A 21394-nucleotide genomic window follows, 5' to 3' on the forward strand; every position below is an offset into this window, starting at 1 on the left:
AAAGGACAATTGGGATTCTTCAGTCAAAGTCTGGCACATGACTCCAGAAGAATTGGAAGCGTATCGAAATAAAGGGGGACGAAAAATGTACACGCACGAGAATTATAAAGCGGATGTGGCTGCAGGAAAGACCAAGAATGAAATAGCAAAAGCTATGGGCGTAAGCTTACCCACTCTATATAATCGGATCAAAGTATGGGAAGGGCAGCCAGTTGAAAGCAAGAAAGAAAAGCCAGCAGCACCCGCTAAAGTTCCTGAGACGAATGATGAGCTGATTCAGAATCAAGTTGATGAATATGGAAGTATCATTTCAAAATTGAAAGATATGATTCGGGAAAAAGACAGCATGATTAGCAAGCTGGAAGAGCACATTAGCAAATTAGAAGCAGAAACAGCCATACCACTCCACTCTGCATGTGATGACTTAGAAAGCGAGATTGCAAGCTTGCAAGATGAAAACAATCTTCTAACAGCCTTACTGAAAAGGAAACTGTGAATGTTTGAATACCGCCCTTATTCAAAAGACTCACAGTTGGGGAAATCACCCAAGAAAGAACCGGACACCCCAGACTTCAAGGTGAAGAAACCGAAGAAGCGGAAAAAGCCTCAGCTAACAAAAGGACGAGCGGTACCGAACAGCAAGACCCGGAGCAAAATCACCAAGAAGGAATACGGCCGGGCGATAAAAGCCTTCGGTGAAGCATGTGCCGAATGTGAGAATCCAGCCATTGAAATGCACCATCTGAAGTTTCGTTCCCAGGGAGGAAAGGGAGGATACCGAAACCTCCTTCCCCTCTGTAAGACCCATCACAATAAAGCCCATAGAAGCCGTACCTTTGCAGACAGTCTCCGGGCAGATCGGGAAGCGATTTACGGAAGCTGGTACTGGGCGGATCGGTTCGACCTCTTCAAAGAGGGATTATTACCGAACACGACACAGGAAGCATTCGAAAAATTCATGGAGCGTGAAGCGAATGGGGAGAAGGGTCACTGAACATTCTGGAGCTACATTGGATCGTGAGGAGCTCATGATCATAACCATTTTTGAAGAGGGTGCCGGGAAGAAAGAGGCTCGGCAGGAATCGGAATACAGCAAGAGACACAAGGTGCTTGTGAAGCGCGGCAGTCGGTACGTATGGAAAGATGAATAGGAGGAGATTACATGATTAACAGAGTGGTACTAGTTGGCAGACTTACAAAGGACCCGGAGCTGAAATATACTCCATCAGGACAAGCGGTAGCGACATTTACATTAGCTGTAAACCGCACCTTTACCAATCAGCAGGGAGAAAGAGAAGCGGACTTTTTGAACATCGTAGTATGGCGGAAGCAAGCTGAGAACGCAGCCAACTTCCTGAACAAAGGCTCATTGGCTGGAGTGGAAGGCAGACTACAAAGCAGAAGCTATGAGGACCAGTCAGGCAAACGGATATTCGTCACTGAGGTAGTTGCAGACAGCGTGCAGTTTCTGGAGCCCAAAAAGCAGGGCAATGAATCCAGTAGCTACAGTCAAAAGCGGAACCAATCACCTGCTGGCAACGATGATCCGTTTAAGAATGATGGGCAGCCAATTGATATTTCGGATGAGGATCTTCCGTTCTGATGGATATGAACTTACAGTCTGCCACTAACCAGCAATTATGGACAATCATTCAAAGTGATATAGATTGCCCGAAAGACCTTTTGGAACAAGTGGTCATGGAGGGGTTCGAAAGAAATCTATTCGCATACCTCATAAAGCATTTAGTTAACAAAATGTTTGACCGTTGGAGTGATTTAAGAAAATACCACTTACAAGACCTCATCCAGTTGGGCAACATCGGAGTTTTGAAAGCAATACAGAATTATCATCCTGGAAAAGGGTCGTTTAAAACATTTGCCTTTATGAACATTAAGTCAGAATACTGGCATCTGATAAACAAAGAACAGTCAGAAAAACGAAAAGTTTACGAAAGCATTTGCTCATTGGATGTTCAACGACATGATAATAATGACGAAACTTTTCAGGATTCTTTGATCGATCCATTCGCAAATGTAGAAAAACAAGCAATTACCCAAGTTTTTTGGGACGATAATTTCAGCAAGTTGGAAGAAAAGGAAAAACAAATCTTAAAACTCTTTGCTGAAGGATATTCGTACAGCGAGATCGCAGAAAAATACAACTATAAGAGCGCCTCAGCAATACTTAAGATTCTGCATAAAGCATTTATCAAAATCAATCCAGATCGGGAGAAAAACAATTTGAAAGCAGCTGGGTTAGCAACCCGAAGAAAAAGGAGAGTGGGAGCATGAATTTTAACGAATATCAAGAACTTGCAGGAAGAACAGCTAACAAACACATAAATGAAAAATTAAACTATGCACTTGGAGTCACTGGAGAAGCCGGAGAGATTGCGGATCTCATCAAGAAATCAGAATTTCACGGTCATGAAATGAATCGCGGGGAACTGGCAAAGGAAATTGGAGACGTGCTTTGGTACCTGTCTCAGTTGGCAAGTGTGTATGACTTGGATCTCGGCAGGGTAGCAGAGAAGAACATCGAGAAGCTAAAGCGGAGGTATCCGGAAGGCTTCTCAGAGGAAGCATCGGTAAATCGCGTTGGGTAAGTCGCAGAGAGACAAAGGCAGAGCTAGCTAAGCTAATCGGAGGGGAAAGAAAGCCCCTCTCCGGAGCTTTAGGCGGTAAATATTCTAACGATGTAGAAGGATTAGGAATGGAATTTGAAGTGAAGGCAAGGAAAGAAGGATTTAAAACTCTTTATAACTGGTTGCTCGATGAAAGAGAAAAACCAGACGCCCTTGCACTTAAAGCAGATCGGAAGCCGTGGTTAGTGGTGATGACCTTAGACAAATTTAAGGAGCTGATGAAGCATGTGGAATAAAATCCTGTTCACTTTATTAGGATTACTGATCATGGCGGTACCGGTAGGATTAATGACATTGTTGGCAAAGCACCCTGAATTGGCCAAAAATATTTTCTTGGTCGTAGCAGCTGTTATCTTAATAGGACTGGCTTATAACCTCGGCAAGCTCGTAGAAGAAAGCAATGCCTACAGATGGTGGAGAAGAAAGTATGCTAAATCCCGCATGGAATAAAGGCTATGCTGCAGGGGCCGCCGCTCAGCGAAAAAGTGACATTGAACACTTTGCAAAACTTATGCAATCTCTTACTTCTGTTAAGGGAATCGGAGAAAAGACAGCAGAAAAGATTACAAAAGAATTTGTAAACAGGATGGATGCTGATGGATGACAAGACCTACCAAGACACAAAAAAATCCCATGATAATTCCATCGCCGAGATCAAGGAGCTGGATAAACGATTAAACAGTCTGGCTCCCTTTGAACTAGCAAAACTTGAATACCTCTATACGAAAGTGGAACGGCATGCTTGGACAATAGCTGGTTACTTCCGTAACAAAGCGAAGTATTACGAGGGCATGGCGGAGGTATCGCAGGGAACGGCTTACGCAAACCTTCGCAAAGATGGTAAAAGCGGTCAGGATGCCCAATACGAGGCGAGAATCGCTAAGGGACACATGCTCACTGAGGCTGCAGGGTATGATGGACAGCACATTGCTTGGAAAGGTTTTGCTTTGAGCTATGAAGGAGCCAGGAACGCTATAAAGGACATGATCAAGGGCATCAGTACGGAGGGGGGAGCGTGATGACAATAGCGACTAAAGTGAGGAAAGCCACTTTTAAACATATTGAATCCGAATTATTTGACTACAAGGACACCATAAAGGAAATCGAATTCCTCCGTCAAAATATCATGTTCTGCAAAGAGAGTGACGATGAGAATATTGGAGGAGGAAGAAGCAGCTTTATCTCATCTCCCACCGAGCGGATTGCCACGCGTCTTTTGACACACAAGAAACTGCAGCAGTTGGAGCAAATCGCACAGGCTATAGAGGATGTATATACGAAGATACCGGAGACTCACCGCCAGCTGGTCCAGTTAAAATACTGGACGAAGCCACAGCTAAAGACATGGGACGGGATAGCGAATGAGCTGCATGTGAACCGGGCAACAGCATTTAGGTGGAGAGACACGGTGATTGAGGCGATTGCGGAAGTATTAGGATGGAGGTAAAGCAGATCTCCATCTTTGATGTCTTCGAGATCATGGAACAGGATAATGATATAGAAGCTGTACTGAACACTGTATGGGAAACAATAGACGGGCAGGTGATAGATAACTCTAAGTTAGTCGCCATTTGCTTCCCGGATCTGGTTAAGAATCCATTATCAGAGAAGAAACCGTCACTGTGTACCCTGGAGGACGGAACGTATAAGTGTTACCAACATGTCCACGGATGGCTGTATGAAGAAGCGATGTGGACGGGATGGCATCCTGGCCATTACTGGACTTGGATTGATAAAGGCAGAGACGTTTAAGACTCATGCAGTGCAGGAAGGAGAGTGAGAAATGAATACCTCAATTTACTGTCCAGAAGAGATTAAAAGTTTCATTGACGATGGAGCAATATTCTATGTTTCTCATTCTGGAGGGAAAGATTCACAAGCCATGTACGCACTCATTCAAGAGGTGGTTCCAGATGAACAAATCGTTGTTGTTCGTGCCGATCTTGGAGAGGTTGAATGGCAAGGTGTGCAAGACCACATCTTTGAGAATACAGAACATAAGGTTTGGGTGGTAAAAGCGAAAAAAGATTTTCTTGAAATGGTTGAGAAAAGAGGTAAATGGCCGAGTGCTGCATACAGGCAATGTACAAGTGATTTGAAAAGAGGTCCGATATTCAAGTTCATCCGAAACGACTTGAAAGAACGTGGAGCCACAATAGCCATTAACTGTATGGGATTACGGGCGCAAGAGTCATCTTCCAGGGCGAAGAAGAAACCTCTTTCTTACAACAAAATGCAAAGCTGTAATAATCGTGTGATTCGCCATGTTTATGACTGGCTGCCTATATTTCATTTCACGACCGAAGAAGTATTTCAGTCCATTCGTGGAGCAGGTCAGGAGCCTTTCTGGGCTTACTCTAAGAACGAAAGATTAAGCTGTGTGTTTTGTATTATGGGTTGTGTGAATGATTTAAGACATGGCGCAGAGCAACGACCAGAACTGTATAAACGGTATGTTGAATTAGAGAAGCAGATTGGACACACCATGTTCATGAAAGGTAAGCAGCCTATATCTTTAGAAGAACACGTTGGAATAAAGATCAGTTAGTGAGCTATACGAAGATTATGCGACTAACATGCGACTTTTAGCCTGTCAAATCAAGCTATACTGATACTATCAGGGAGTATGGGAACTGCGACTGCGTGGGTTCTGTGCTTCCGTCCAATAACAATAAGAAGAGCTCACCCAACCGGTGGGCTTTTTTCATGGAGAGAGAACAATGAAGAAAAAACCGAAGAAACCGAAAGAAGAAAAGCTTAGCAAAAAAGAGCTCTTGGAACTGATGGGAGTCAATAAGCCGACCTATCTAAAACGGAACGGCGCATGGAGAAGCAGGTGAGAATGTGTCTTGGAGCGCGGAAGAAGAAGCTAGTTTAATTGAGTTTAAAGAACGAGGACTATCTACTAAAGAAATAGCAGAAGAAATGAGCCTTTTGTACAAAAAGGAATTTAGTTACTGGTCTGTCCAGAAAAAGATTCCGCGCTTGAAGCCACAGGCTCAACCTTCTATCCCGATTGCCTATAAAGAAACACATGAGATTGCATCAGACGGATCCCATAAGAGTGACAAACTGCTACAGATGACAGCTGCACAACAAAAGAATCCGGAATACCTCTTAAAAGCGCATGGCTTTGAAACTCAGTCGTGGGAATTGGTCACTGCAAAGAATAACATCTGGAACAGCTACAGCAAGCAAGATGGGGTCATGACTCTTTATGCCAGTAAGATTACGGTGAAGCCGAAACAAATCAGTTTTAATTGGGAAACCGCGATTAAAAGGATAGAGGCCATCCCGCAAAAATTTATTGAACCTGAGTACATCCGAGTTACAGATTATCTTAACCTTCCGCTATTCGATATGCATTTCGGTATCAGTGATTACGAATACTATTTACCTACCCAACGCAGGATTGCCGGCTTAATCGAACAAGGATACAAAGGAGTTCTTTTCATCATTGGTCAGGATATGCTGCATAACGATAATTTTAAAGGAACCACCGCTAATGGCACACCAATCGATAAAGTGGACATGGAGAAAGCGTGGGAAGATGCTATGCTTTTTTACATCCCTTTAATTGAACTGGCCTTAAAAAGGTGCCAGCATGTGAAGATTATGTACTCCAAAGGCAATCATGATGAGTCCATGTCTTGGGCGTTTGTTAAGGCGCTGAAGATACGTTTTCCGCAGGCAGATGTAGACAGCAGCTTCCGAGAAAGAAAAGCCCATATGCTCGGCAACAATTTCATAGGAGTAAATCATGGGGACAAAAAGAAAGAGGATAAGCTCACCGAAAACTTTTCGACCGAGTTCCTATTCGAATGGGCCAAAGCTAAGACCAGGGAGATATTCACCGGCCACCTTCATACCGAACGGGTTATTGACAAAGGTGGAGTGGTGCAAAGAAGGATGCCAACTGCGAATAAAATAGACGGCTATCATGATGACCATGGATACACAACGGCACATAAACGGTTTGAAGTCCTCGAATACAGCGAGGACGCTGTGATGAGAATTCATTATGTGTAAATTGTTTAAGAAGAAAAAGAAAAGGCAAGAGCGTGTGGATTGGGATGAGATCATGGGGGGTTAGGCGAGATACTTATAGACGGGTAAACGGGAAAATTAAAAGGAAATAGAAGGAAAATAATCACGCCTGCCGAATAGTTCATTTGGAGGAGGTGAGGTAATTGAAGAAATACACAATAAAGTATTATCTCGGGAAAGATTTTTATGTGTCTAGAGTTGTAGAATCAGATGGAAACGAAGAGGTAACTCTAATTAACAATTGCTCAGGAGATACGATTAACTTCCAAGATAGATCTGGAAACGTATTCTATTCCATTGAAAGCAACAAAATTCTTTATAGTACTATTGAGGTATCAGAACCATCTTATACCGAAACATTTTCAAGTACTTACAAATATTAATACAACGAGAGCATCCTTTCGAGGGTGCTTTTTCTTTTGGTGGTGATTAATTGGAGTACAGAACCAAGGAACAGAAGAAGAAGTTTTATAAATCAAAAGAATGGCAATCGATGAGACAAGAAGCTTTGGTTCGTGACAACTATGAATGCCAGGAATGTAAGCGACAAGGGAGAGTGCATGTAGATTCCTTAAAGCAACCAGGTGAACGTAAGTCTATTCAATTGAATGTCCACCATAGGAAAGAGATCGAGCATCATCCTGAACTTGCTATGGAGCTGGACAACCTTGAAACTCTTTGCCTATCCCACCACAACAAGATACATGGACGAGTATTCAAACCACACGTGCAGAAATGGAATGATGAAATGTGGTAAGAACTTGTGCACTTTGTCATTCAGATATAAGCATGTTGAAGGAGATAGCAATATATTGCAGCACTAAGTGCAGGCTCAAAGCATGGAAAGCAAAGAACAAAGATCACAAGAAAAGGACAGCGGTGTTAACATCAAAGGTTTGTGTGGAATGTGGATGCATGTTCGATCAGACCAAGATGCACCAGAAGTACTGCGGCAGTTCCTGCAAAGTAAGGTATAACTCGAGGAAGAAAGAAGCTTTACGTAATGAAATGTATAAGAAAAACGGACCGATTGATTCAGATATTACCATTACTAAGTTAATAAGTCGCGATGGCAATCGATGTTACCTATGCAATGATGAAGTGGACTTGCAGTGTGACAAGAATAGCAAAAAAGCACCAACAATTGAGCATGTCATTCCAGTTTCAAAAGGTGGAACTCACACTTGGAATAATGTAAAACTTGCTTGTCGTGACTGCAATGTGCTTAAATCTGACAAGTTGACAACGGACATACCCCCCGCCTAATATCTTCGATGAAAATATTTATCTCGGGGACCGAGGAGGGGGGTCGATTTTCCGGATTTATCGCCAAAATAGCGCATAAGGGAGGGGGTATACACAATGGCGAAGCTAAGCAGTCCGAGGCAGGACGAGTTAATTGCTCAAGAAGTAAAAAGATGGCAGGAAATCTTTCGCCATATCTCAGAAGAAAAACGCGAAGCAGCTATGCGGCTAATTGAGCGCGTTGCGTTCATGACCATCACACTGCAGATATTAGAGGATGACATCAAGCGAAGGGGTCCTACCTATAAGTTTGAAAATGGCCAGCAAAAAATGTATGTGGAAAACCCCTCCCAAAAATCTTATAACACCATGGTCAATCGGTACACGACAGCATGTGATAAGCTTTTTGCTTTATTACCTAAAGAGATTGCAGAAGACGAAAAAGAAAAAAAGCGCTCAGCTGCTGATCTCCTATGATTCGCAATGTCCATGTAGATGAATATATCCGTCTCTACCGGACAGGGAAAATCAAGCTGAATAAAGAGCGCATCATGCTGATTGATTACCTGGAGAAACATGTACTAACAAGAGACGATATTTATTTTAATGAAACCATGCTTGAAAATTTCATAAAGTTCTCGGAACGATGGTACTTTCCATTAGAACGGTTCCAGAAATTCTTAGCAGCGTTTGTTTTCCTTTATTACAAGGAAGATGACGCTGTTTTTTATGAGCAATTTTTGCTGTTTATGGCAAGGGGGGCTGGAAAGAACGGGTTAATTTCAGCCCTCTCACACTTCTTCATCAGCCCCCTGCACGGAGTCGATCGCTACAACGTCTCAATTGTGGCGAACAATGAGAAGCAGGCAAAGACTTCGTTCAGGGAAATATACGAGACCATTGAAAACAAACCAGTGTTGGAAGACATGTTTTACCGCAGCAAGGTCGAGATCAAAGGATATGACACAAACAGCATTGTTCAATACCATACTTCCAATGCCGGCACCAAGGATGGTCTGCGGGATGGGTGCGTTATCTATGACGAGATCCACACGTACGCCACTTTCGAAACTGTAAATGTATTCTCTTCTGGTTTAGGTAAGGTTGCTAACTCAAGAGAATTTTATATAGGAACTGATGGATATGTGCGTGACGGGTTTCTGGATAAGACCAAAGAACGGGCAATGGCTATTCTTGAAGGGAAAGAGCTCGAAGATCCCATGTTTCCTTTCATCTGCAAAATCGATGACCCGAAAGAAGTAGACAAACCTGAAATGTGGGAAAAAGCCAATCCTATGTTTTCTAAACCTCTGAGCCTGTATGCAAAAGGGTTACTAAGAAAAATTCAAACCCAATATCGGCAGCTGAAGAACAATCCATCCGGCCGAGAAGAGTTCATGACCAAGAGGATGAACCTTCCGGAAGTGGATTTAGAAAAGTCTGTAGCAACGTGGGAAGAAATCATGGCCACGAACAGACCGATCCCAGACATGTTGCACAGGACTTGTATCGGCGGTTTAGACTATGCGAGGATTAAAGACTTTGCCGCAGTGGGGCTGCTATTCAAAATAGGGGAGGATTACATTTGGAAAACTCATTCATTTGTAAGGAAGGGATTTTTGGATGCAGTGAAGCTGGAGGCGCCAATCAAGGATTGGGAAAAGGAAGGCCTGCTTTCTTTAGTGGAGGGCCCGGTCATCGAAATTTCTCATATTGTGGATTGGTTCGTGGAGCAGCGGGAAATGTATGGACTCACCAAAATAGTGGCCGATACTTTCCGCCTTGACTTAGTAAAGGCTGCACTGGAAGCAGAAGGATTTGAAATTGAGTACATCCGGAATCCAAAAGCGATTCATTCTTTGCTGGCTCCCCGAGTTGAAACAGCGTTCGCCAAGCACAATATAATCTTTGGCAATAACCCATTGATGAGATGGTATACCAATAACATCTACGTAAAAACAAAAGCAGATGGGAACAAAGAGTATTTGAAAAAGGATGAATTCAAGCGAAAAACCGATGGGTTCCAAGCATTTATCCACGCCCTTTGGAAAGCTGACGAATTACTTGAAGAAGATGGTGAGTTCCATCTAGCAGATATTGATTTTTAGCCTGCTGAGGCGGAAAGGACAGTGATCCCTCCTATCTCCCGCCCTGGGTTACGGGTCACTTTAGAGAAGGAGGTGAGATATTGGGATTACTGGATATTTTCAAGAAAAATAGTGAACTTGAATTTTTATATGACTTTGATCTGATTGATAGTGCGTCCACAAAAATCCACTTAAAAAAATTGGCGATACAAACATGCGTCAATATGATTGGCCGGACAATAAGCCAGACCGAGTTTTATGTGAAGAAAGATAAAAAGGTCATTAAGGACGAAATGTATTATCGGTTAAACGTCCGGCCGAATATCAATGATTCCGCAAATGAGTTTTGGGAAACGGTGATCCACAAGCTGATTCATGACAATGAATGTTTAATCATCCAGTCGGATACAAAGGATCTGTTGATTGCGGACTCTTTTATCCACTCTGAATTTGCTATGGTAGAGGACACATTTAAAGAAGTGAAGGTAAAGAATTACGAATTTTCAAGGACGTTCCAGATGAGAGATGTTTTGTACTTTAAATACAACAACGATCATATGACCAAACTGCTGGATAGCCTCTACACGGATTACGGAGAGTTATTCGGTAAGATTGTGGAGTCGCAAAAAAGAAAGAACCAAATTCGAGGAATTGTTGACATTGAAACAGCCGGTATTAAAAACGATGAACAACAGGAGAAAATCCAAAACTACATCAATAAAGTTTATAAAGCAATTACAGAAAAATCCGTAGCCATTGTGCCCCAACAAAAGGGATTCAAATACGATGAAAAAAGCAATGGAGCTTCTCAGAGTGTGGATGAAGTCAATAAAGTAACAGGTGGCTTTTTAGACCAGGTTGCCCAGGCGTTAGGCATCCCTATTCCGCTAATTCGAGGGGATATGGCAGACATCGAAAAACTCACCCGAAATTACATGACGTTTTGCATCGATCCATTGCTTAAAAAAATAAGGGACGAGCTCAATGCAAAATTGATTGACCGGGCTGATTACCTGAATGGTGAAAAGGTCGAAACCAAGCGTATTTCCTACAGCAATATGTTTGATATTGCAACGGCCGTTGATAAGCTAAGGTCCTCCGGAACATTAAATGGAAACGAGCTGCGTGAGGCTTTAGGTCTTGAAAGGGTGGATGATCCAATGATGGATGTATACTTCATCACCAAAAACTATCAAGAGAGCTCAGAAGCGCTTAAAGGAGGTGAGAATGAGTGAAGAAAATCAGCGTAAAAGGGGCCATCATCTCCAATGACGATAAGTGGATTTATGATTTATTTGAATACGAATCCACCTGTCCTAAAGACATAACCGCTGAATTGGAAGGTCTTACAGGTGAGCCAGTTCAAGTCACAATTAATTCTGGTGGTGGATCTGTTTATGATGCCTCTGAAATTTATACGGAGCTTAAAGATTATCCGGGAAATGTGGAAGTTCGAATTGTAGGCCTTGCTGCTTCTGCTGCTTCCGTCATTGCGATGGCCGGAGATACCGTGAGGATGTCCCCAACAGCCGAAATTATGGTGCACAACGCAGCTATGGTGGCGTGGGGAGATCACAGAGACATGGACAAAGCTTCTGAGATGCTGAAAGTCACGAATAAATCCATTGCGGCAGCTTATCGTCAAAAAAGCGGTATGTCTGAAGAGGACCTGTTGAATCTGATGAATGAGGAAACTTGGATGACAGCTGAAGCCGCCAAAGAAAAAGGATTGGTGGATGAGATCATGTTCGAGGATGCAAGTGTCCGCATGATTGCGAGTGCTCCAGGTGCTTTGCCACAGCAAGTCATCAACAAAGTGAGAAATGATGCCCTTAAGAAACCGCCTACTGTCACAATGGATGAAATAAAAAACATGTTGTCTCAAATGAAATCGGAAATCATTAATGAATTAAAACCAAAAGAAGAGCCTGCTGCGGAACCTGGTAACCAGAATCTCAGCACGCTCTTTTTACAATTATAAGGGGGTAATTTTATGCCAATCAGATTTAACACTTTTGAAGAAAAGAAACAGGCCTTTGCTACAGCTACACAAAACGGAAATGCGGAGGAACAGTCCAAAGCATTAAATAGCATGCTAGAAGCTCTTGCTCAGGATGTTCAAGGCGATATCCTTAATCAAGTCAATGCATCCATGGGAGACCGTGCGATCATGCAGGCTCGTGGCGCTAACGTGCTTACGAGTGATGAAACAAAATTCTTTAATGTCGTTATTGAAGAGGGTGGCTTTAAAGACACGGACACTCTTCCTGTGACGACCCAAGAACGTATTTTTGATGATCTCGTAGAAGCCCATCCATTGCTTCAGGAGATCGGTATCCAAAATCTTGGAGCTGTAACAGAATATATCTACGGTGACCCAGAAGGCGCAGCTGTGTGGGGGCCTTTATTCGGAGATATCAAAGGTCAGCTAAACGCAACATTCCGCAAAGAGTCCATCACTCAGCTTAAATTGACTGCTTTTGTACCACTATCCAATGACATGCTGAACCTTGGTCCGGTGTGGGTAGAGCGATATGTTCGTACGATGATCTCAGAAGCGATGGCTGTGGGACTAGAGCGCGGATATGTAGCAGGCACAGGAAAAGACATGCCGATTGGTCTTTTGAAAGACCTTGATGGAGCCGTGACGAATGGTGTATACCCTGACAAAGCCGCAGCAGGCACCCTCACTTTCAAACCTGGACGTATGACTATCAATGAGCTCAAAGGTGTCGTAGAAAAGTTGTCTATTCGTCCTGTGAACGGAGAAGATAAAGTCCGCAATGTAGCCGGCAGAGTGATTATGGTTGTGAATCCATTTGACAACTTTGGCATTCAAGCGAATGCAACCATCCAAAATGCAGCTGGAGCTTATGTTACAAGCTTGCCTTTCAATCCAACCATGACTGAATCCATGTTCGTACCTCAAGGTAAAGTATTATTCTTTGTTCGAAACGAATACACAGCAGCTATTGGTGGGGCTATGGAAATGAAGAAGTTTGACCAAACCCTTGCCATGGAAGATGCAACACTTTACATTGCCAAGCAATATGCAACTGGTAAGCCGAAAGATAACTATGCCGCACAGGTATATAATCTTGATCTTGCGATTGACGAATCTGTTCCTCAAGTCTAACCCGGAGGTGATGTAATTGGACATCACAACGGATCTAGTAGCAGAATTTAAAGACCGTATGAGAATCACTCATAGTAGTGAGGATGGATACCTATCTTCGCTGCTGAGGACCTCGTATGCGGACATTAAAGCAAAGTGCGGGGAGTTCGATATCAATCTGGATGACCGTGGGAAAGAGCTTGTCTTCGAACGCTCTCGCTATGCCTTTAATGACGCACTTGAATATTTCAATGACAATTTCTTAAGCCAGATTAATAGCTTTGGCTTAGATAATCTTCCGGAGCCAGTAGGTGATGAAGATGCAGGAATTTAAGTACAAATCCCCACGAGTAAGCAACGGGGATTTAAGAACGCCCATTTTATTTTTTGAATACAAGGCCAAAGAGGGTCCGATGCCAGGGGAAACCGAAGCACGGACTCTTTTTCGTGCCTGGGCAAAAATTGACCAAGTGTGGATGAGAGATTTAGAGCTCGCAAAGTCAAACGGGACTCTATCGGATGTGACCATTACCATTCGAGATCCACAATCAGAATACATCCCGAATAATAAGCACTTTTTAGAAATTGATGCCTTGGAGTACCGAGGTAAACGATACAACATTAAAAAAGTCCAGCCGAACATGCAGGACCGGCGCTTCATCGACATTATTGCGGGGTTATCGCAATGAGCGTACAGGTAGATGGACTAAACAAGCTCCTGAATGAATTGGAAAAACGATACGGAAAAGAACGAATGCAAGAAATCAGTGATGAGGCTCTAAAGAGTGGTGCAGCGGTGTTTGTAAATGAGTTGAAGAAAGAGTTTCAAGCTTTCAAAGACACTGGAGCATCACTTGAAGAAATCACTTTGTCTGATCCCATGTCTATATCAGGTGTGCGGACGATTAAAGTCCATTGGAGCGGCCCAAATAATCGGTACCGGATTATTCATCTAAACGAATTTGGTACCGTTAAAAACCCGAATCCCAGAGGTAAAGGCGCTATTGCTAAAGCGCTCCGAAATGCAGAGACCGCTTATAAAAACGCGATCCGGGATTCAATAAGGAGGGGAGTTTGATATGCTGCAGACCATTTATGAAGCGTTGATGGCAGACTCTCTTATCAAAAGCAAAACCGAAAACCGGATCAAGTTTTATGAGTACCCTGCAGCTGGAGATTTTTCGGGGGCTTACATCATTGTGGATCCATTGGATGTGCCATTACCCAGCGATTACGCAGACAATCAATGGCTTACAGATGACTATCTGTTTCAGATTGAGGTTTGGTCTAGGAGTCTAGAAGACACTGAATCAATCGCTAAACAGATCAGAAATGTTATGTGGACGGTTCTTGGATTTGCCCAAACAGGCGGCGGAGCCGATGAGTACGACAAAGATTTTGGAATCTTTCGTGATGCAAGACGATATCGCGGAAAAATCTATGTAAACCAATAAGGAGGGCTAATAATGCCAGAAAACAAAAATTATAAAGCATCAACAGGTGTAGATGAATTTTATTACGGAGTGCTGGACGAAACCAATACAGCCGTTATTACAGGTGAAATAGAACGTGTTAAATTCCTTCAAAACATCACGGTGGAAATGCCTTCAGAAATCGTTCGAGCGTTCGGGGATAACAAAACAGCCGAGCTTGCAACGTCTAACGGAAATGTAACGGTATCATCTGCTTTTCATAAGATTCCAATCGAGGATAAAAAAGTTCTTTATGGATTGGAGTCCTCCCAGGATGACATCCACTCTTTCGGAAGCGAAGATACACCTCCCTATGTAGCGGTTGTATTTGCTAAAACGTATGAGGACGGCAGCAAAGAATGGGTCGGACTGACTAAAGGAATGTTTATGCGTCCGAATATTGCAGGGCAAACGAAAGAAGATGGAGTGGAATTCCAATCTGAAGAAACAACAGCTGAATTCATGGACCGGGAAGTCGAAGGATTCTCAAAAGAAAAATCTGTTCTTTTTGGCTATGACGCAAAAGATTCTACGTCTAAACGGGACGCTCTTTTTCAAAAGATCTTCGGCGCCGCTTATCCTGATGCTACACCACAAGTGTAAGGAGGTAAGCTATTATGGCCAAGCCAAAATACGAAGCTCTTATCAAATTCAAGGACATGGAGGATGACGGCAAGCTCTATAAAAAAGGGGACCGTTTTCCAAAACCCGCGAACAAAAAGGTAGAGGATGACCGGATCTCTGAGCTTTTATCCAGCGAGAACAAAGCTGGCAAACCTGTCATCAAGGAAGTTTAGGGGAGTAGTGACAACTACTCTCTTTTTTGATTTTAAAATACAGAAGCGAGGGAACAAATCATGGCAAATTTAAAAAGAAATATGATTGAACTGGTAAAAGACGTAAGGGAAGGCGAAATCATCACGGAAAAATACTTAACCCCTGTATTTATCCCTCTATCTGTTGTGTATCAAGCAATGGATCTCACATCAGATTTTGAAAAAGGAAAACAGGAAATGAGCGAGAGGGAACTCATTGGCAAGCTGATTGATTTTGTTGCTAATGACATTTACAAAAATCAATTTACAAAAGAAGAACTGGAAAACGGTTTGCATGCTCCGGATGCCATCACAATCCTGCAGCAACAAATTCTATTTGTGGCTCAAGGACAACAGACTGATGAGACAAAAAAGTTCTTGGAGAAGAGAGGCTGAGTGATGCCGACTTCACAAGTGAAAAACAAAAAGAATACTTAGATAAACTGATCTTGCAACTGGTCAAGGACGGCAAGGACATCAATGAGGTGCTTAGCATGCCTTATCACTTTGTCGTGGAATTGCTTAAAGAACAAAACAAACCTAAACAAGAAAAGTCTTTAATTTCTGCATTTGGAGGTTAAAGACTTTTTTCATTTTCAAAAGAAGGGAGGACAAAAATGGGCGAACGCATTCAAGGGTTATCTATTGGGTTAGATTTAGACACATTGGCATTGGATCGTGGCTTAACAGGATTAAAGGATAAGCTTAAAACGGTCAACAGTGAAATGAAAGCGAATATGTCTGCTTTTGATCGAGGAGATAAATCAGTCGGTAAATACGAAACACGTCTTCAGGGATTAAACAATAAACTCAATCTGCAAAAACGAATCACTCAGGAAGCAAAAGCAGAGTACGAGAAGATGGTTCGGGAACACGGAGAAGGCTCCAAACAGGCGGAAAAAGCAGCAAGGGAATACAACAATCAAGCAGCTGCCTTAAACAATCTGGAGCGCTATGTGGAGAATGCTACACAGGAATTACAGGAGCTCAGGAGAGAGCAAGAGGTTTCTGCCAGCGGATGGACAAAACTCAGTGAGTCAGTCGAAGAAGCTGGTTCCCGGTTGACCAAAGTGGGTGACACATTTAAGAGTGTGGGGAAAACCATGTCTGTCGCCATCACGGCTCCCTTAGCTGGTATGGCCTTTGCAGCTAACCGGTCTTTTTACGAAGTGGATGAAGGCTTGGATAACGTCATAAAGGCCACAGGAGCGACCGGTGACACACTGGATAGCCTAAAGGGATCCTTTAAAAACGTGTACGGGAATTTTCCTGTAGAATCCGCGTCCCTTGGTGATACATTGGGCGAAGTCAATACCCGGTTTGCTTTTACAGACAAAAAGCTGGAAGAATCAACAGAAGCCTTTTTGAAGTTCGCGAGCATTACTGGAGTGGACGCAAAAACAGGGGTGCAGCTGGTCGCAAGAGCGATGGGAGACGCAGGAATTGAAGCAGATGATTACGCTAAAGTCTTAGACGTTGTGGCGGCATCTGCTCAGATCACAGGGGTCAGCGCGGATAAGCTGCTTGAATCCATCACCAAGTATGGGGCTCCGATGCGTGCCCTTGGCTTCGACATGAACGAAAGTGTCGCCCTTTTTGCCAGCTGGGAAAAGGCCGGGGTCAATGCGGAAATCGCTATGTCTGGTTTGAAGCAATCCATATCCCGTTGGGGCAAGGAAGGAAAGGATCCACGGGAAGAGTTTAAGAAAACCCTTGCTGAAATTGGAAAGGCGCCGGACATTGCCGCGGCCACAGCATTATCCATTGAAGCGTTTGGAGCAAAAGCGGGTCCTGACCTTGCCGATGCCATAAAGGGCGGCCGGTTCGAATTTGAAGAACTCTTGACTTCCCTTGAGGGATCAGAAGGCATTGTGGACAGCACGTTTGATAGCACTCAGAGTGGAGCGCAGAAGTTCCAGGTTGCTTTGCAGAATCTAAAACTGGTGGGTGCTGACCTATGGGAGCTCATTGAAACAGCACTAGCTCCTGTCATGGAAAAACTCCTGGGTGTTTTGCAAAAAGGTGTGGAATGGTTCAAGGGGCTGTCAGACAGCACCAAAGTAGCAGGGATTGCGGTTGCAGGGATCGCAGCGGCTATCGGACCTGTGCTGGTGGTGGTTGGGACTTTAATTGGCGCCATCGGTAACATTACATCAGCCTTCGCCCCTATGTTTGCGAGCATCGCAAGAGCAGGCGGTTTGTTTAAATGGTTGAGATTAGGACTGGCCGCATTAACCGGGCCCATTGGTTTAACAGTAGCTGCTGTGATCGGGATAGGTGCTGCCTTTGTGACCGCCTATAAAAATTCCGAATCCTTCAGGGAGTTTATAGGCAGCATCGGAAATTGGTTTCGAGAAGCATTTAGTGAAGTGGAAACATTTATCAATGGAATTAAAGGACTGTTTAAAGGGGACGGCCAGCAAGGGCGGGATATACTGGCGAGTCTTGGATTATCAGAAGGGTTGATTTCACAACTGGATGCCTTCGCCCAAAACTTTTCTGCTTTCAGCGGCAATTTCAGCGAGTCGTGGAGAGGGATTACAGCCTTGTTCAAGGGCGATGGTTCGGAAGGTCGAGATATACTAAAGAACCTTGGGTTTACTGAAGGCTTTACCGAAAAAGCAGATGGCATAGCAGCGAAACTCTCGGAATTCAAACGTAATATCAGCAATGCAATCGAGGGCATCTTTGCTCTGTTTAGAGGAGATACCGCAAAAGCAATAGATTTCTTGGGCGCCATTGGTCTTTCGGAGTCAGTAGTAACCAAGATATCTCAGATCATCGAGGGAATCAAAACCAATGTACAAGCTGGGTTCAATGCCATTGCGGAATTTATTGGTGAAATCATTGGCAAGGTAGTATCGTTCGTCCAGACAGACGGGGCTCAGATCATGGAAGCCTTTAAAAATATATTCAATTTCATTATCAACACGGCCAAGTTTTTAGGAACAATCGTGGGCGGAATCTTCATGGGGATTTTTAAGACGATTGAATTTCTCATGCCGGCAATTCTCATAATCATCCAAAGCGTATGGAACAACATTAAAGGCGTCATCACGGGCGCTCTTGATATCATCATGGGAGCCATCAAAGTCTTTTCTGGGTTGTTCACAGGGGACTTCGGCAAGATGTGGGAAGGCATCAAACAAATGTTTTTCGGAGCGATCAATTTCATCTGGAATTTTATACAGCTGAGTATGTTCGGAAAAATTCTTACCGGTGCGAAAGCTTTCTTCCTTGCATTCCGTTCAGGATTTTCGACAATGTGGAATGGAGTAAAAGCCATATTCACATCGGTGATAAACGCAATTGTGAACTTTGTTAAAGGCAGCTGGAGCAAGCTGCAGGGATTAACAACGGCCTATTTTAATGCGATGAAAAGCTTCTATGGTACGATATGGAATGCGATTAAAACCATTTTCACATCTGTAGTTAAAGGGATTGTCAACTTTGTCAGCTCAACCTGGAGAACGCTGAGCACTACAACAAGCACCATTTTTAACACAATAAAAAGTGTGCTGTCGAACATTTGGAATAGTATAAAAACCACTGTATCCAACTTGGTCACAGGCATTTGGACGAAGATTAAGACTACCTGGAATACAGCATTGACCAACACCAAAAGCATATTCAAAGGGATTTATGATGCCATCAAAGGTCAGTTTGACAACATCGTCAAAAGAGCAGCGGAACTACCAAAGAAGATTGGTGACGGTATTGGGAACATGGCCGGAAAGGTCAAAGATGGACTGAAAAAAGTCATCAACGCTATGGCTGGTTTATTGGGTACAGGAATCAACGGCGTGATCGGTGGAGTAAACTGGGTGCTCGGCAAAGTCGGCATCACGAATACTGTTCCTGAGTGGAAAGTTCCGAAGTATGCGAAAGGCACAGACAATCATCCAGGGGGCCCGGCTGTTGTCGGTGAAAAAGGAAGAGAGTTCGCTCATGTTCCTGGTATGGGATACACAATACTTGGAGAAAAAGGCTCCCAACTTCTCAACCTCCCGAAAGGAACGTCTGTATTGCCTAATAAGCAGACAGAATCCTTATTGAGTGGACTGTTCCCAGCTTACGCATCCGGAATCGGCTGGCTTGATTCTGCTTGGGGCAATACATCAAAAGCCGCAGGTCAGGCTTGGGGTGCTACCACAAAAGCGGCCGGCCAAGCATGGGATGCAACGACCTATGCTGCAGGTAAAGTCAAAGACGGTGCCTTGGATGTTTGGTCTTATATTTCTGATCCTAAAAAGTTATTTAAGAAAGCGCTGGAACTGTTTGGGGTCCAAACACCACAATTCCCGGGCATGCTGAAAAACATTGGAGTTGGCGGCTTTAATAAAGTCAAAGGTTCAATGGAAAGCTTTTTAACAAAGCAAATTGAGAACATCGGCTCCTTTTTTGAAGGTAGCGGAAAAGTATCCGGAAACGTGAAGCAGTGGATCATGGCGGCTATTGCTGCTACTGGGGTACCTCAGTCATGGGCGGGCCCTCTCTCCACAATTGCGATGAAAGAATCTGGAGGAAATCCGAGAGCGGTCAATAATTGGGACATTAATGCAAAGCGTGGAATCCCGTCTAAAGGTTTGATGCAGACCATCGGCCCTACATTTAACGCTCATAAAAAGTCGGGGATGAATGACATCTTTAACCCTGTCCATAATGCGGTGGCTGCCATCCGATACATCAAGAGCCGATACGGCAATGTCTTTAACGTGCCAGGCATTAAATCGATGGCTAAAGGTGGAGCATATAAAGGGTATGCTTCAGGCGGGCTAATTAATTCTGACGGCTTGTATAGGCTTGCTGAGGGTGGTTTCCCTGAGTGGGTGATACCGACAGACCCTAGCCGGAGAACAGATGCCATGAAACTCCTGGCGCTTGCAGGGAGAGATATACAAGGTAATAAGAGGCCTCATCAATTACCTGGCGCTGGACGAGGCAATGACAACGACAGTATGTTGCAAGCTCTCTTAGAGCAAAACAAACTATTGTTAGCTATTTTAAATAAATCCAATGATGTGACGGTGAATCCAGCAGCGGTGAATATAGACGGTTATCGAGTGGCGGATTTGATTTTTGATTATATTGACGGAAAACAGAAAGCGAACCTATCAGGAGTAATGATTCAGAATGGAGTGAAAGCATGATCATTCTTAAAGATTTGAACAACCAAGAGATTGATTTGCAGGCGTATGGACTGACTTGCTTAAGTTTCATTCCTGAATCACTCTCTCCTTCTTTTCAGGAAGAAAATAACGAATACACTGATGGTACAATCATTGCCGGCACTAAAATTAACTCCCGGATATTAAAAACAAAGTTTTGGATGAAGGCTGCCGATCACGTGGATTATCAAATGTTGCGTGATGAAATATACCGTTTGTTTGATCCGCGTAAACAGTACTTTATTATCGACAAAAGGCAACCGGGTAAGCGGTGGATTGCTAGAAATTCTACACTTTTCACACCTGAGTACATTAACCCTAAAACAGGACAATTTGAGTTGAATTTCTTCTCGGAAAAACCGTATGCACAATCAATCGGTTCAACCCTTAATTTGTTTACGTTTGATTCTAACTTATGGCAAGTGGGTCAAGGTTTAGTCCTGGAAGATGTCAGCTACATTCACGAGACTACAACCTTTCGCATTTTTAATGCCGGAACAGAAGTGGTTAACCCTGAAAGAAACCCACTTATTATTAGATATACCGGGCCGTCTGACAATCTCGAAATCAGAAACCTTAGTACATTGGACACCTGGAAATATCATAAGACGACGGTGCAGGCAGACACGCTCGAAATCAATCGAACAAGATCTTTAAAAAATGGTGTCAACGTTTTTAACGATACCAACCGTGGTTTGATTTCTTTGGATCCTGGATGGAATGAATTTAAATTATCAGGCACAAGCGGAAGCTTCGAAATATCCTTCGACTTCCGTTTTTATTATGTATAGGAGGTACGC

General features: G+C 43.4%; 33 protein-coding genes. All 33 read left to right on the top strand.

Translation table 11 applies throughout. The features are described from left to right. Positions 1-37 precede the first annotated feature (37 nt). The 33 genes from ACQCV8_RS05730 (at position 38) to ACQCV8_RS05890 (ending at position 21385) form a co-directional block, all read left to right on the top strand. On the top strand, positions 38-496 hold the full coding sequence (locus ACQCV8_RS05730; RefSeq protein WP_426843603.1) for a hypothetical protein: 459 nt from the start codon (positions 38-40) through the stop codon (positions 494-496). Then, entirely contained in the window at positions 497-994 is a 498-nt protein-coding gene (locus ACQCV8_RS05735) for an HNH endonuclease signature motif containing protein (RefSeq protein ID WP_426843604.1), read from the top strand. It abuts the gene before it with no gap. Beyond that, a complete protein-coding gene (locus tag ACQCV8_RS05740; RefSeq protein ID WP_426843605.1) occupies positions 975-1151 on the top strand; it encodes a hypothetical protein in 177 nt (58 codons plus the stop codon). Before ACQCV8_RS05735 ends, ACQCV8_RS05740 begins: the two co-directional genes overlap by 20 nt. 11 nt (positions 1152-1162) lie before the next feature. Then, complete coding sequence (gene ssb, locus ACQCV8_RS05745) at positions 1163-1603, top strand: single-stranded DNA-binding protein (RefSeq protein WP_426843606.1); 441 nt, start codon at positions 1163-1165, stop codon at positions 1601-1603. Continuing rightward, the gene (locus ACQCV8_RS05750; protein WP_426843607.1) at positions 1603-2292 is read left to right on the top strand and encodes a sigma-70 family RNA polymerase sigma factor; all 690 of its coding nucleotides are present in this window, start codon (positions 1603-1605) and stop codon (positions 2290-2292) included. The genes ssb and ACQCV8_RS05750 overlap by 1 nt, the downstream gene beginning before the upstream one ends. Beyond that, positions 2289-2606 carry a nucleoside triphosphate pyrophosphohydrolase family protein gene (locus ACQCV8_RS05755; RefSeq protein ID WP_426843608.1) on the top strand — a complete coding sequence of 106 codons (318 nt, stop codon included), beginning with the start codon at positions 2289-2291 and terminating at the stop codon, positions 2604-2606. Before ACQCV8_RS05750 ends, ACQCV8_RS05755 begins: the two co-directional genes overlap by 4 nt. Beyond that, positions 2585-2881: a hypothetical protein gene (locus tag ACQCV8_RS05760; protein ID WP_426843804.1), complete on the top strand. Its 297-nt coding sequence runs from the start codon at positions 2585-2587 to the stop codon at positions 2879-2881. The genes ACQCV8_RS05755 and ACQCV8_RS05760 overlap by 22 nt, the downstream gene beginning before the upstream one ends. Then, positions 2871-3095, top strand: a complete 225-nt coding sequence (locus ACQCV8_RS05765) for a hypothetical protein (protein ID WP_426843609.1) — start codon at positions 2871-2873, stop codon at positions 3093-3095. The genes ACQCV8_RS05760 and ACQCV8_RS05765 overlap by 11 nt, the downstream gene beginning before the upstream one ends. Further along, positions 3073-3249: a hypothetical protein gene (locus ACQCV8_RS05770; RefSeq protein ID WP_426843610.1), complete on the top strand. Its 177-nt coding sequence runs from the start codon at positions 3073-3075 to the stop codon at positions 3247-3249. The genes ACQCV8_RS05765 and ACQCV8_RS05770 overlap by 23 nt, the downstream gene beginning before the upstream one ends. Continuing rightward, positions 3242-3664, top strand: coding sequence for a hypothetical protein (locus ACQCV8_RS05775; protein WP_426843611.1), 423 nt, complete (start codon positions 3242-3244; stop codon positions 3662-3664). Before ACQCV8_RS05770 ends, ACQCV8_RS05775 begins: the two co-directional genes overlap by 8 nt. Next, entirely contained in the window at positions 3664-4092 is a 429-nt protein-coding gene (locus tag ACQCV8_RS05780; RefSeq protein WP_426843612.1) for a transcriptional regulator, read from the top strand. Before ACQCV8_RS05775 ends, ACQCV8_RS05780 begins: the two co-directional genes overlap by 1 nt. After that, positions 4083-4397, top strand: a complete 315-nt coding sequence (locus ACQCV8_RS05785; RefSeq protein ID WP_426843613.1) for a hypothetical protein — start codon at positions 4083-4085, stop codon at positions 4395-4397. Before ACQCV8_RS05780 ends, ACQCV8_RS05785 begins: the two co-directional genes overlap by 10 nt. 31 nt (positions 4398-4428) lie before the next feature. Continuing rightward, positions 4429-5193, top strand: a complete 765-nt coding sequence (locus ACQCV8_RS05790) for a phosphoadenosine phosphosulfate reductase family protein (protein ID WP_426843614.1) — start codon at positions 4429-4431, stop codon at positions 5191-5193. 296 nt (positions 5194-5489) lie between these two features. Then, a complete protein-coding gene (locus ACQCV8_RS05795; RefSeq protein ID WP_426843615.1) occupies positions 5490-6674 on the top strand; it encodes a hypothetical protein in 1185 nt (394 codons plus the stop codon). A 161-nt stretch (positions 6675-6835) separates the two neighbouring features. Then, positions 6836-7075: a hypothetical protein gene (locus tag ACQCV8_RS05800; RefSeq protein WP_426843616.1), complete on the top strand. Its 240-nt coding sequence runs from the start codon at positions 6836-6838 to the stop codon at positions 7073-7075. A gap of 110 nt (positions 7076-7185) precedes the next feature. Beyond that, the gene (locus ACQCV8_RS05805) at positions 7186-7449 is read left to right on the top strand and encodes an HNH endonuclease (protein WP_426843805.1); all 264 of its coding nucleotides are present in this window, start codon (positions 7186-7188) and stop codon (positions 7447-7449) included. Positions 7450-7531: 82 nt separating this feature from the next. Further along, positions 7532-7669, top strand: a complete 138-nt coding sequence (locus ACQCV8_RS05810; protein WP_426843817.1) for a hypothetical protein — start codon at positions 7532-7534, stop codon at positions 7667-7669. A gap of 31 nt (positions 7670-7700) precedes the next feature. Beyond that, positions 7701-7958, top strand: coding sequence for an HNH endonuclease (locus ACQCV8_RS05815; protein ID WP_426843806.1), 258 nt, complete (start codon positions 7701-7703; stop codon positions 7956-7958). Between the two features lie 96 nt (positions 7959-8054). Then, positions 8055-8414, top strand: a complete 360-nt coding sequence (locus ACQCV8_RS05820; protein ID WP_426843617.1) for a P27 family phage terminase small subunit — start codon at positions 8055-8057, stop codon at positions 8412-8414. Further along, on the top strand, positions 8411-10045 hold the full coding sequence (locus ACQCV8_RS05825) for a terminase TerL endonuclease subunit (protein WP_426843618.1): 1635 nt from the start codon (positions 8411-8413) through the stop codon (positions 10043-10045). The genes ACQCV8_RS05820 and ACQCV8_RS05825 overlap by 4 nt, the downstream gene beginning before the upstream one ends. Before the next feature lie 80 nt (positions 10046-10125). Next, on the top strand, positions 10126-11259 hold the full coding sequence (locus ACQCV8_RS05830) for a phage portal protein (protein ID WP_426843619.1): 1134 nt from the start codon (positions 10126-10128) through the stop codon (positions 11257-11259). Further along, the gene (locus ACQCV8_RS05835) at positions 11256-12005 is read left to right on the top strand and encodes a head maturation protease, ClpP-related (protein WP_426843620.1); all 750 of its coding nucleotides are present in this window, start codon (positions 11256-11258) and stop codon (positions 12003-12005) included. The genes ACQCV8_RS05830 and ACQCV8_RS05835 overlap by 4 nt, the downstream gene beginning before the upstream one ends. Before the next feature lie 12 nt (positions 12006-12017). Then, the gene (locus ACQCV8_RS05840) at positions 12018-13160 is read left to right on the top strand and encodes a phage major capsid protein (RefSeq protein ID WP_426843621.1); all 1143 of its coding nucleotides are present in this window, start codon (positions 12018-12020) and stop codon (positions 13158-13160) included. 16 nt (positions 13161-13176) lie between these two features. Then, positions 13177-13473, top strand: a complete 297-nt coding sequence (locus tag ACQCV8_RS05845) for a phage head-tail connector protein (RefSeq protein WP_426843622.1) — start codon at positions 13177-13179, stop codon at positions 13471-13473. Then, positions 13454-13828: a phage head completion protein gene (locus ACQCV8_RS05850; RefSeq protein ID WP_426843623.1), complete on the top strand. Its 375-nt coding sequence runs from the start codon at positions 13454-13456 to the stop codon at positions 13826-13828. Before ACQCV8_RS05845 ends, ACQCV8_RS05850 begins: the two co-directional genes overlap by 20 nt. Next, the gene (locus ACQCV8_RS05855; RefSeq protein WP_426843624.1) at positions 13825-14217 is read left to right on the top strand and encodes an HK97-gp10 family putative phage morphogenesis protein; all 393 of its coding nucleotides are present in this window, start codon (positions 13825-13827) and stop codon (positions 14215-14217) included. The genes ACQCV8_RS05850 and ACQCV8_RS05855 overlap by 4 nt, the downstream gene beginning before the upstream one ends. 1 nt (position 14218) lies before the next feature. Beyond that, on the top strand, positions 14219-14593 hold the full coding sequence (locus tag ACQCV8_RS05860) for a hypothetical protein (protein WP_426843625.1): 375 nt from the start codon (positions 14219-14221) through the stop codon (positions 14591-14593). Positions 14594-14605: 12 nt separating this feature from the next. Continuing rightward, positions 14606-15214, top strand: a complete 609-nt coding sequence (locus ACQCV8_RS05865) for a major tail protein (protein WP_426843626.1) — start codon at positions 14606-14608, stop codon at positions 15212-15214. Positions 15215-15228: 14 nt separating this feature from the next. Further along, positions 15229-15408, top strand: a complete 180-nt coding sequence (locus ACQCV8_RS05870) for a hypothetical protein (protein WP_426843627.1) — start codon at positions 15229-15231, stop codon at positions 15406-15408. Between the two features lie 60 nt (positions 15409-15468). Continuing rightward, complete coding sequence (gene gpG, locus ACQCV8_RS05875) at positions 15469-15822, top strand: phage tail assembly chaperone G (protein ID WP_426843628.1); 354 nt, start codon at positions 15469-15471, stop codon at positions 15820-15822. A gap of 53 nt (positions 15823-15875) precedes the next feature. Beyond that, a complete protein-coding gene (gene gpGT, locus ACQCV8_RS05880; protein WP_426843629.1) occupies positions 15876-16007 on the top strand; it encodes a phage tail assembly chaperone GT in 132 nt (43 codons plus the stop codon). Positions 16008-16043: 36 nt separating this feature from the next. Next, positions 16044-20576 carry a phage tail tape measure protein gene (locus ACQCV8_RS05885; protein WP_426843630.1) on the top strand — a complete coding sequence of 1511 codons (4533 nt, stop codon included), beginning with the start codon at positions 16044-16046 and terminating at the stop codon, positions 20574-20576. Next, the gene (locus ACQCV8_RS05890) at positions 20573-21385 is read left to right on the top strand and encodes a phage tail family protein (RefSeq protein WP_426843631.1); all 813 of its coding nucleotides are present in this window, start codon (positions 20573-20575) and stop codon (positions 21383-21385) included. Before ACQCV8_RS05885 ends, ACQCV8_RS05890 begins: the two co-directional genes overlap by 4 nt. Positions 21386-21394: the final 9 nt, after the last annotated feature.

Source organism: Metabacillus sp. 84 (assembly GCF_050107715.1).
Lineage (GTDB): Bacteria > Bacillota > Bacilli > Bacillales > Bacillaceae > Metabacillus_B.

Coding starts and splice junctions, on each gene's coding strand:
- ACQCV8_RS05785 (WP_426843613.1), top strand. CDS start 4,083: ATGGAGGTAAAGCAGATCTCCATCTTTGATGTCTTCGAGATCATGGAA.
- ACQCV8_RS05810 (WP_426843817.1), top strand. CDS start 7,532: ATGGAAAGCAAAGAACAAAGATCACAAGAAAAGGACAGCGGTGTTAAC.
- ACQCV8_RS05890 (WP_426843631.1), top strand. CDS start 20,573: ATGATCATTCTTAAAGATTTGAACAACCAAGAGATTGATTTGCAGGCG.
- ACQCV8_RS05885 (WP_426843630.1), top strand. CDS start 16,044: ATGGGCGAACGCATTCAAGGGTTATCTATTGGGTTAGATTTAGACACA.
- ACQCV8_RS05860 (WP_426843625.1), top strand. CDS start 14,219: ATGCTGCAGACCATTTATGAAGCGTTGATGGCAGACTCTCTTATCAAA.
- ACQCV8_RS05755 (WP_426843608.1), top strand. CDS start 2,289: ATGAATTTTAACGAATATCAAGAACTTGCAGGAAGAACAGCTAACAAA.
- ACQCV8_RS05840 (WP_426843621.1), top strand. CDS start 12,018: ATGCCAATCAGATTTAACACTTTTGAAGAAAAGAAACAGGCCTTTGCT.
- ACQCV8_RS05790 (WP_426843614.1), top strand. CDS start 4,429: ATGAATACCTCAATTTACTGTCCAGAAGAGATTAAAAGTTTCATTGAC.
- ACQCV8_RS05775 (WP_426843611.1), top strand. CDS start 3,242: ATGGATGACAAGACCTACCAAGACACAAAAAAATCCCATGATAATTCC.
- ACQCV8_RS05820 (WP_426843617.1), top strand. CDS start 8,055: ATGGCGAAGCTAAGCAGTCCGAGGCAGGACGAGTTAATTGCTCAAGAA.
- ACQCV8_RS05770 (WP_426843610.1), top strand. CDS start 3,073: ATGCTAAATCCCGCATGGAATAAAGGCTATGCTGCAGGGGCCGCCGCT.
- ACQCV8_RS05780 (WP_426843612.1), top strand. CDS start 3,664: ATGACAATAGCGACTAAAGTGAGGAAAGCCACTTTTAAACATATTGAA.
- ACQCV8_RS05855 (WP_426843624.1), top strand. CDS start 13,825: ATGAGCGTACAGGTAGATGGACTAAACAAGCTCCTGAATGAATTGGAA.
- ACQCV8_RS05850 (WP_426843623.1), top strand. CDS start 13,454: ATGAAGATGCAGGAATTTAAGTACAAATCCCCACGAGTAAGCAACGGG.
- ACQCV8_RS05870 (WP_426843627.1), top strand. CDS start 15,229: ATGGCCAAGCCAAAATACGAAGCTCTTATCAAATTCAAGGACATGGAG.
- ACQCV8_RS05815 (WP_426843806.1), top strand. CDS start 7,701: ATGTATAAGAAAAACGGACCGATTGATTCAGATATTACCATTACTAAG.
- ACQCV8_RS05730 (WP_426843603.1), top strand. CDS start 38: ATGACTCCAGAAGAATTGGAAGCGTATCGAAATAAAGGGGGACGAAAA.
- ACQCV8_RS05765 (WP_426843609.1), top strand. CDS start 2,871: ATGTGGAATAAAATCCTGTTCACTTTATTAGGATTACTGATCATGGCG.
- ACQCV8_RS05740 (WP_426843605.1), top strand. CDS start 975: ATGGGGAGAAGGGTCACTGAACATTCTGGAGCTACATTGGATCGTGAG.
- ACQCV8_RS05825 (WP_426843618.1), top strand. CDS start 8,411: ATGATTCGCAATGTCCATGTAGATGAATATATCCGTCTCTACCGGACA.
- ACQCV8_RS05735 (WP_426843604.1), top strand. CDS start 497: ATGTTTGAATACCGCCCTTATTCAAAAGACTCACAGTTGGGGAAATCA.
- ssb (WP_426843606.1), top strand. CDS start 1,163: ATGATTAACAGAGTGGTACTAGTTGGCAGACTTACAAAGGACCCGGAG.
- gpG (WP_426843628.1), top strand. CDS start 15,469: ATGGCAAATTTAAAAAGAAATATGATTGAACTGGTAAAAGACGTAAGG.
- ACQCV8_RS05865 (WP_426843626.1), top strand. CDS start 14,606: ATGCCAGAAAACAAAAATTATAAAGCATCAACAGGTGTAGATGAATTT.
- ACQCV8_RS05750 (WP_426843607.1), top strand. CDS start 1,603: ATGGATATGAACTTACAGTCTGCCACTAACCAGCAATTATGGACAATC.
- ACQCV8_RS05805 (WP_426843805.1), top strand. CDS start 7,186: ATGAGACAAGAAGCTTTGGTTCGTGACAACTATGAATGCCAGGAATGT.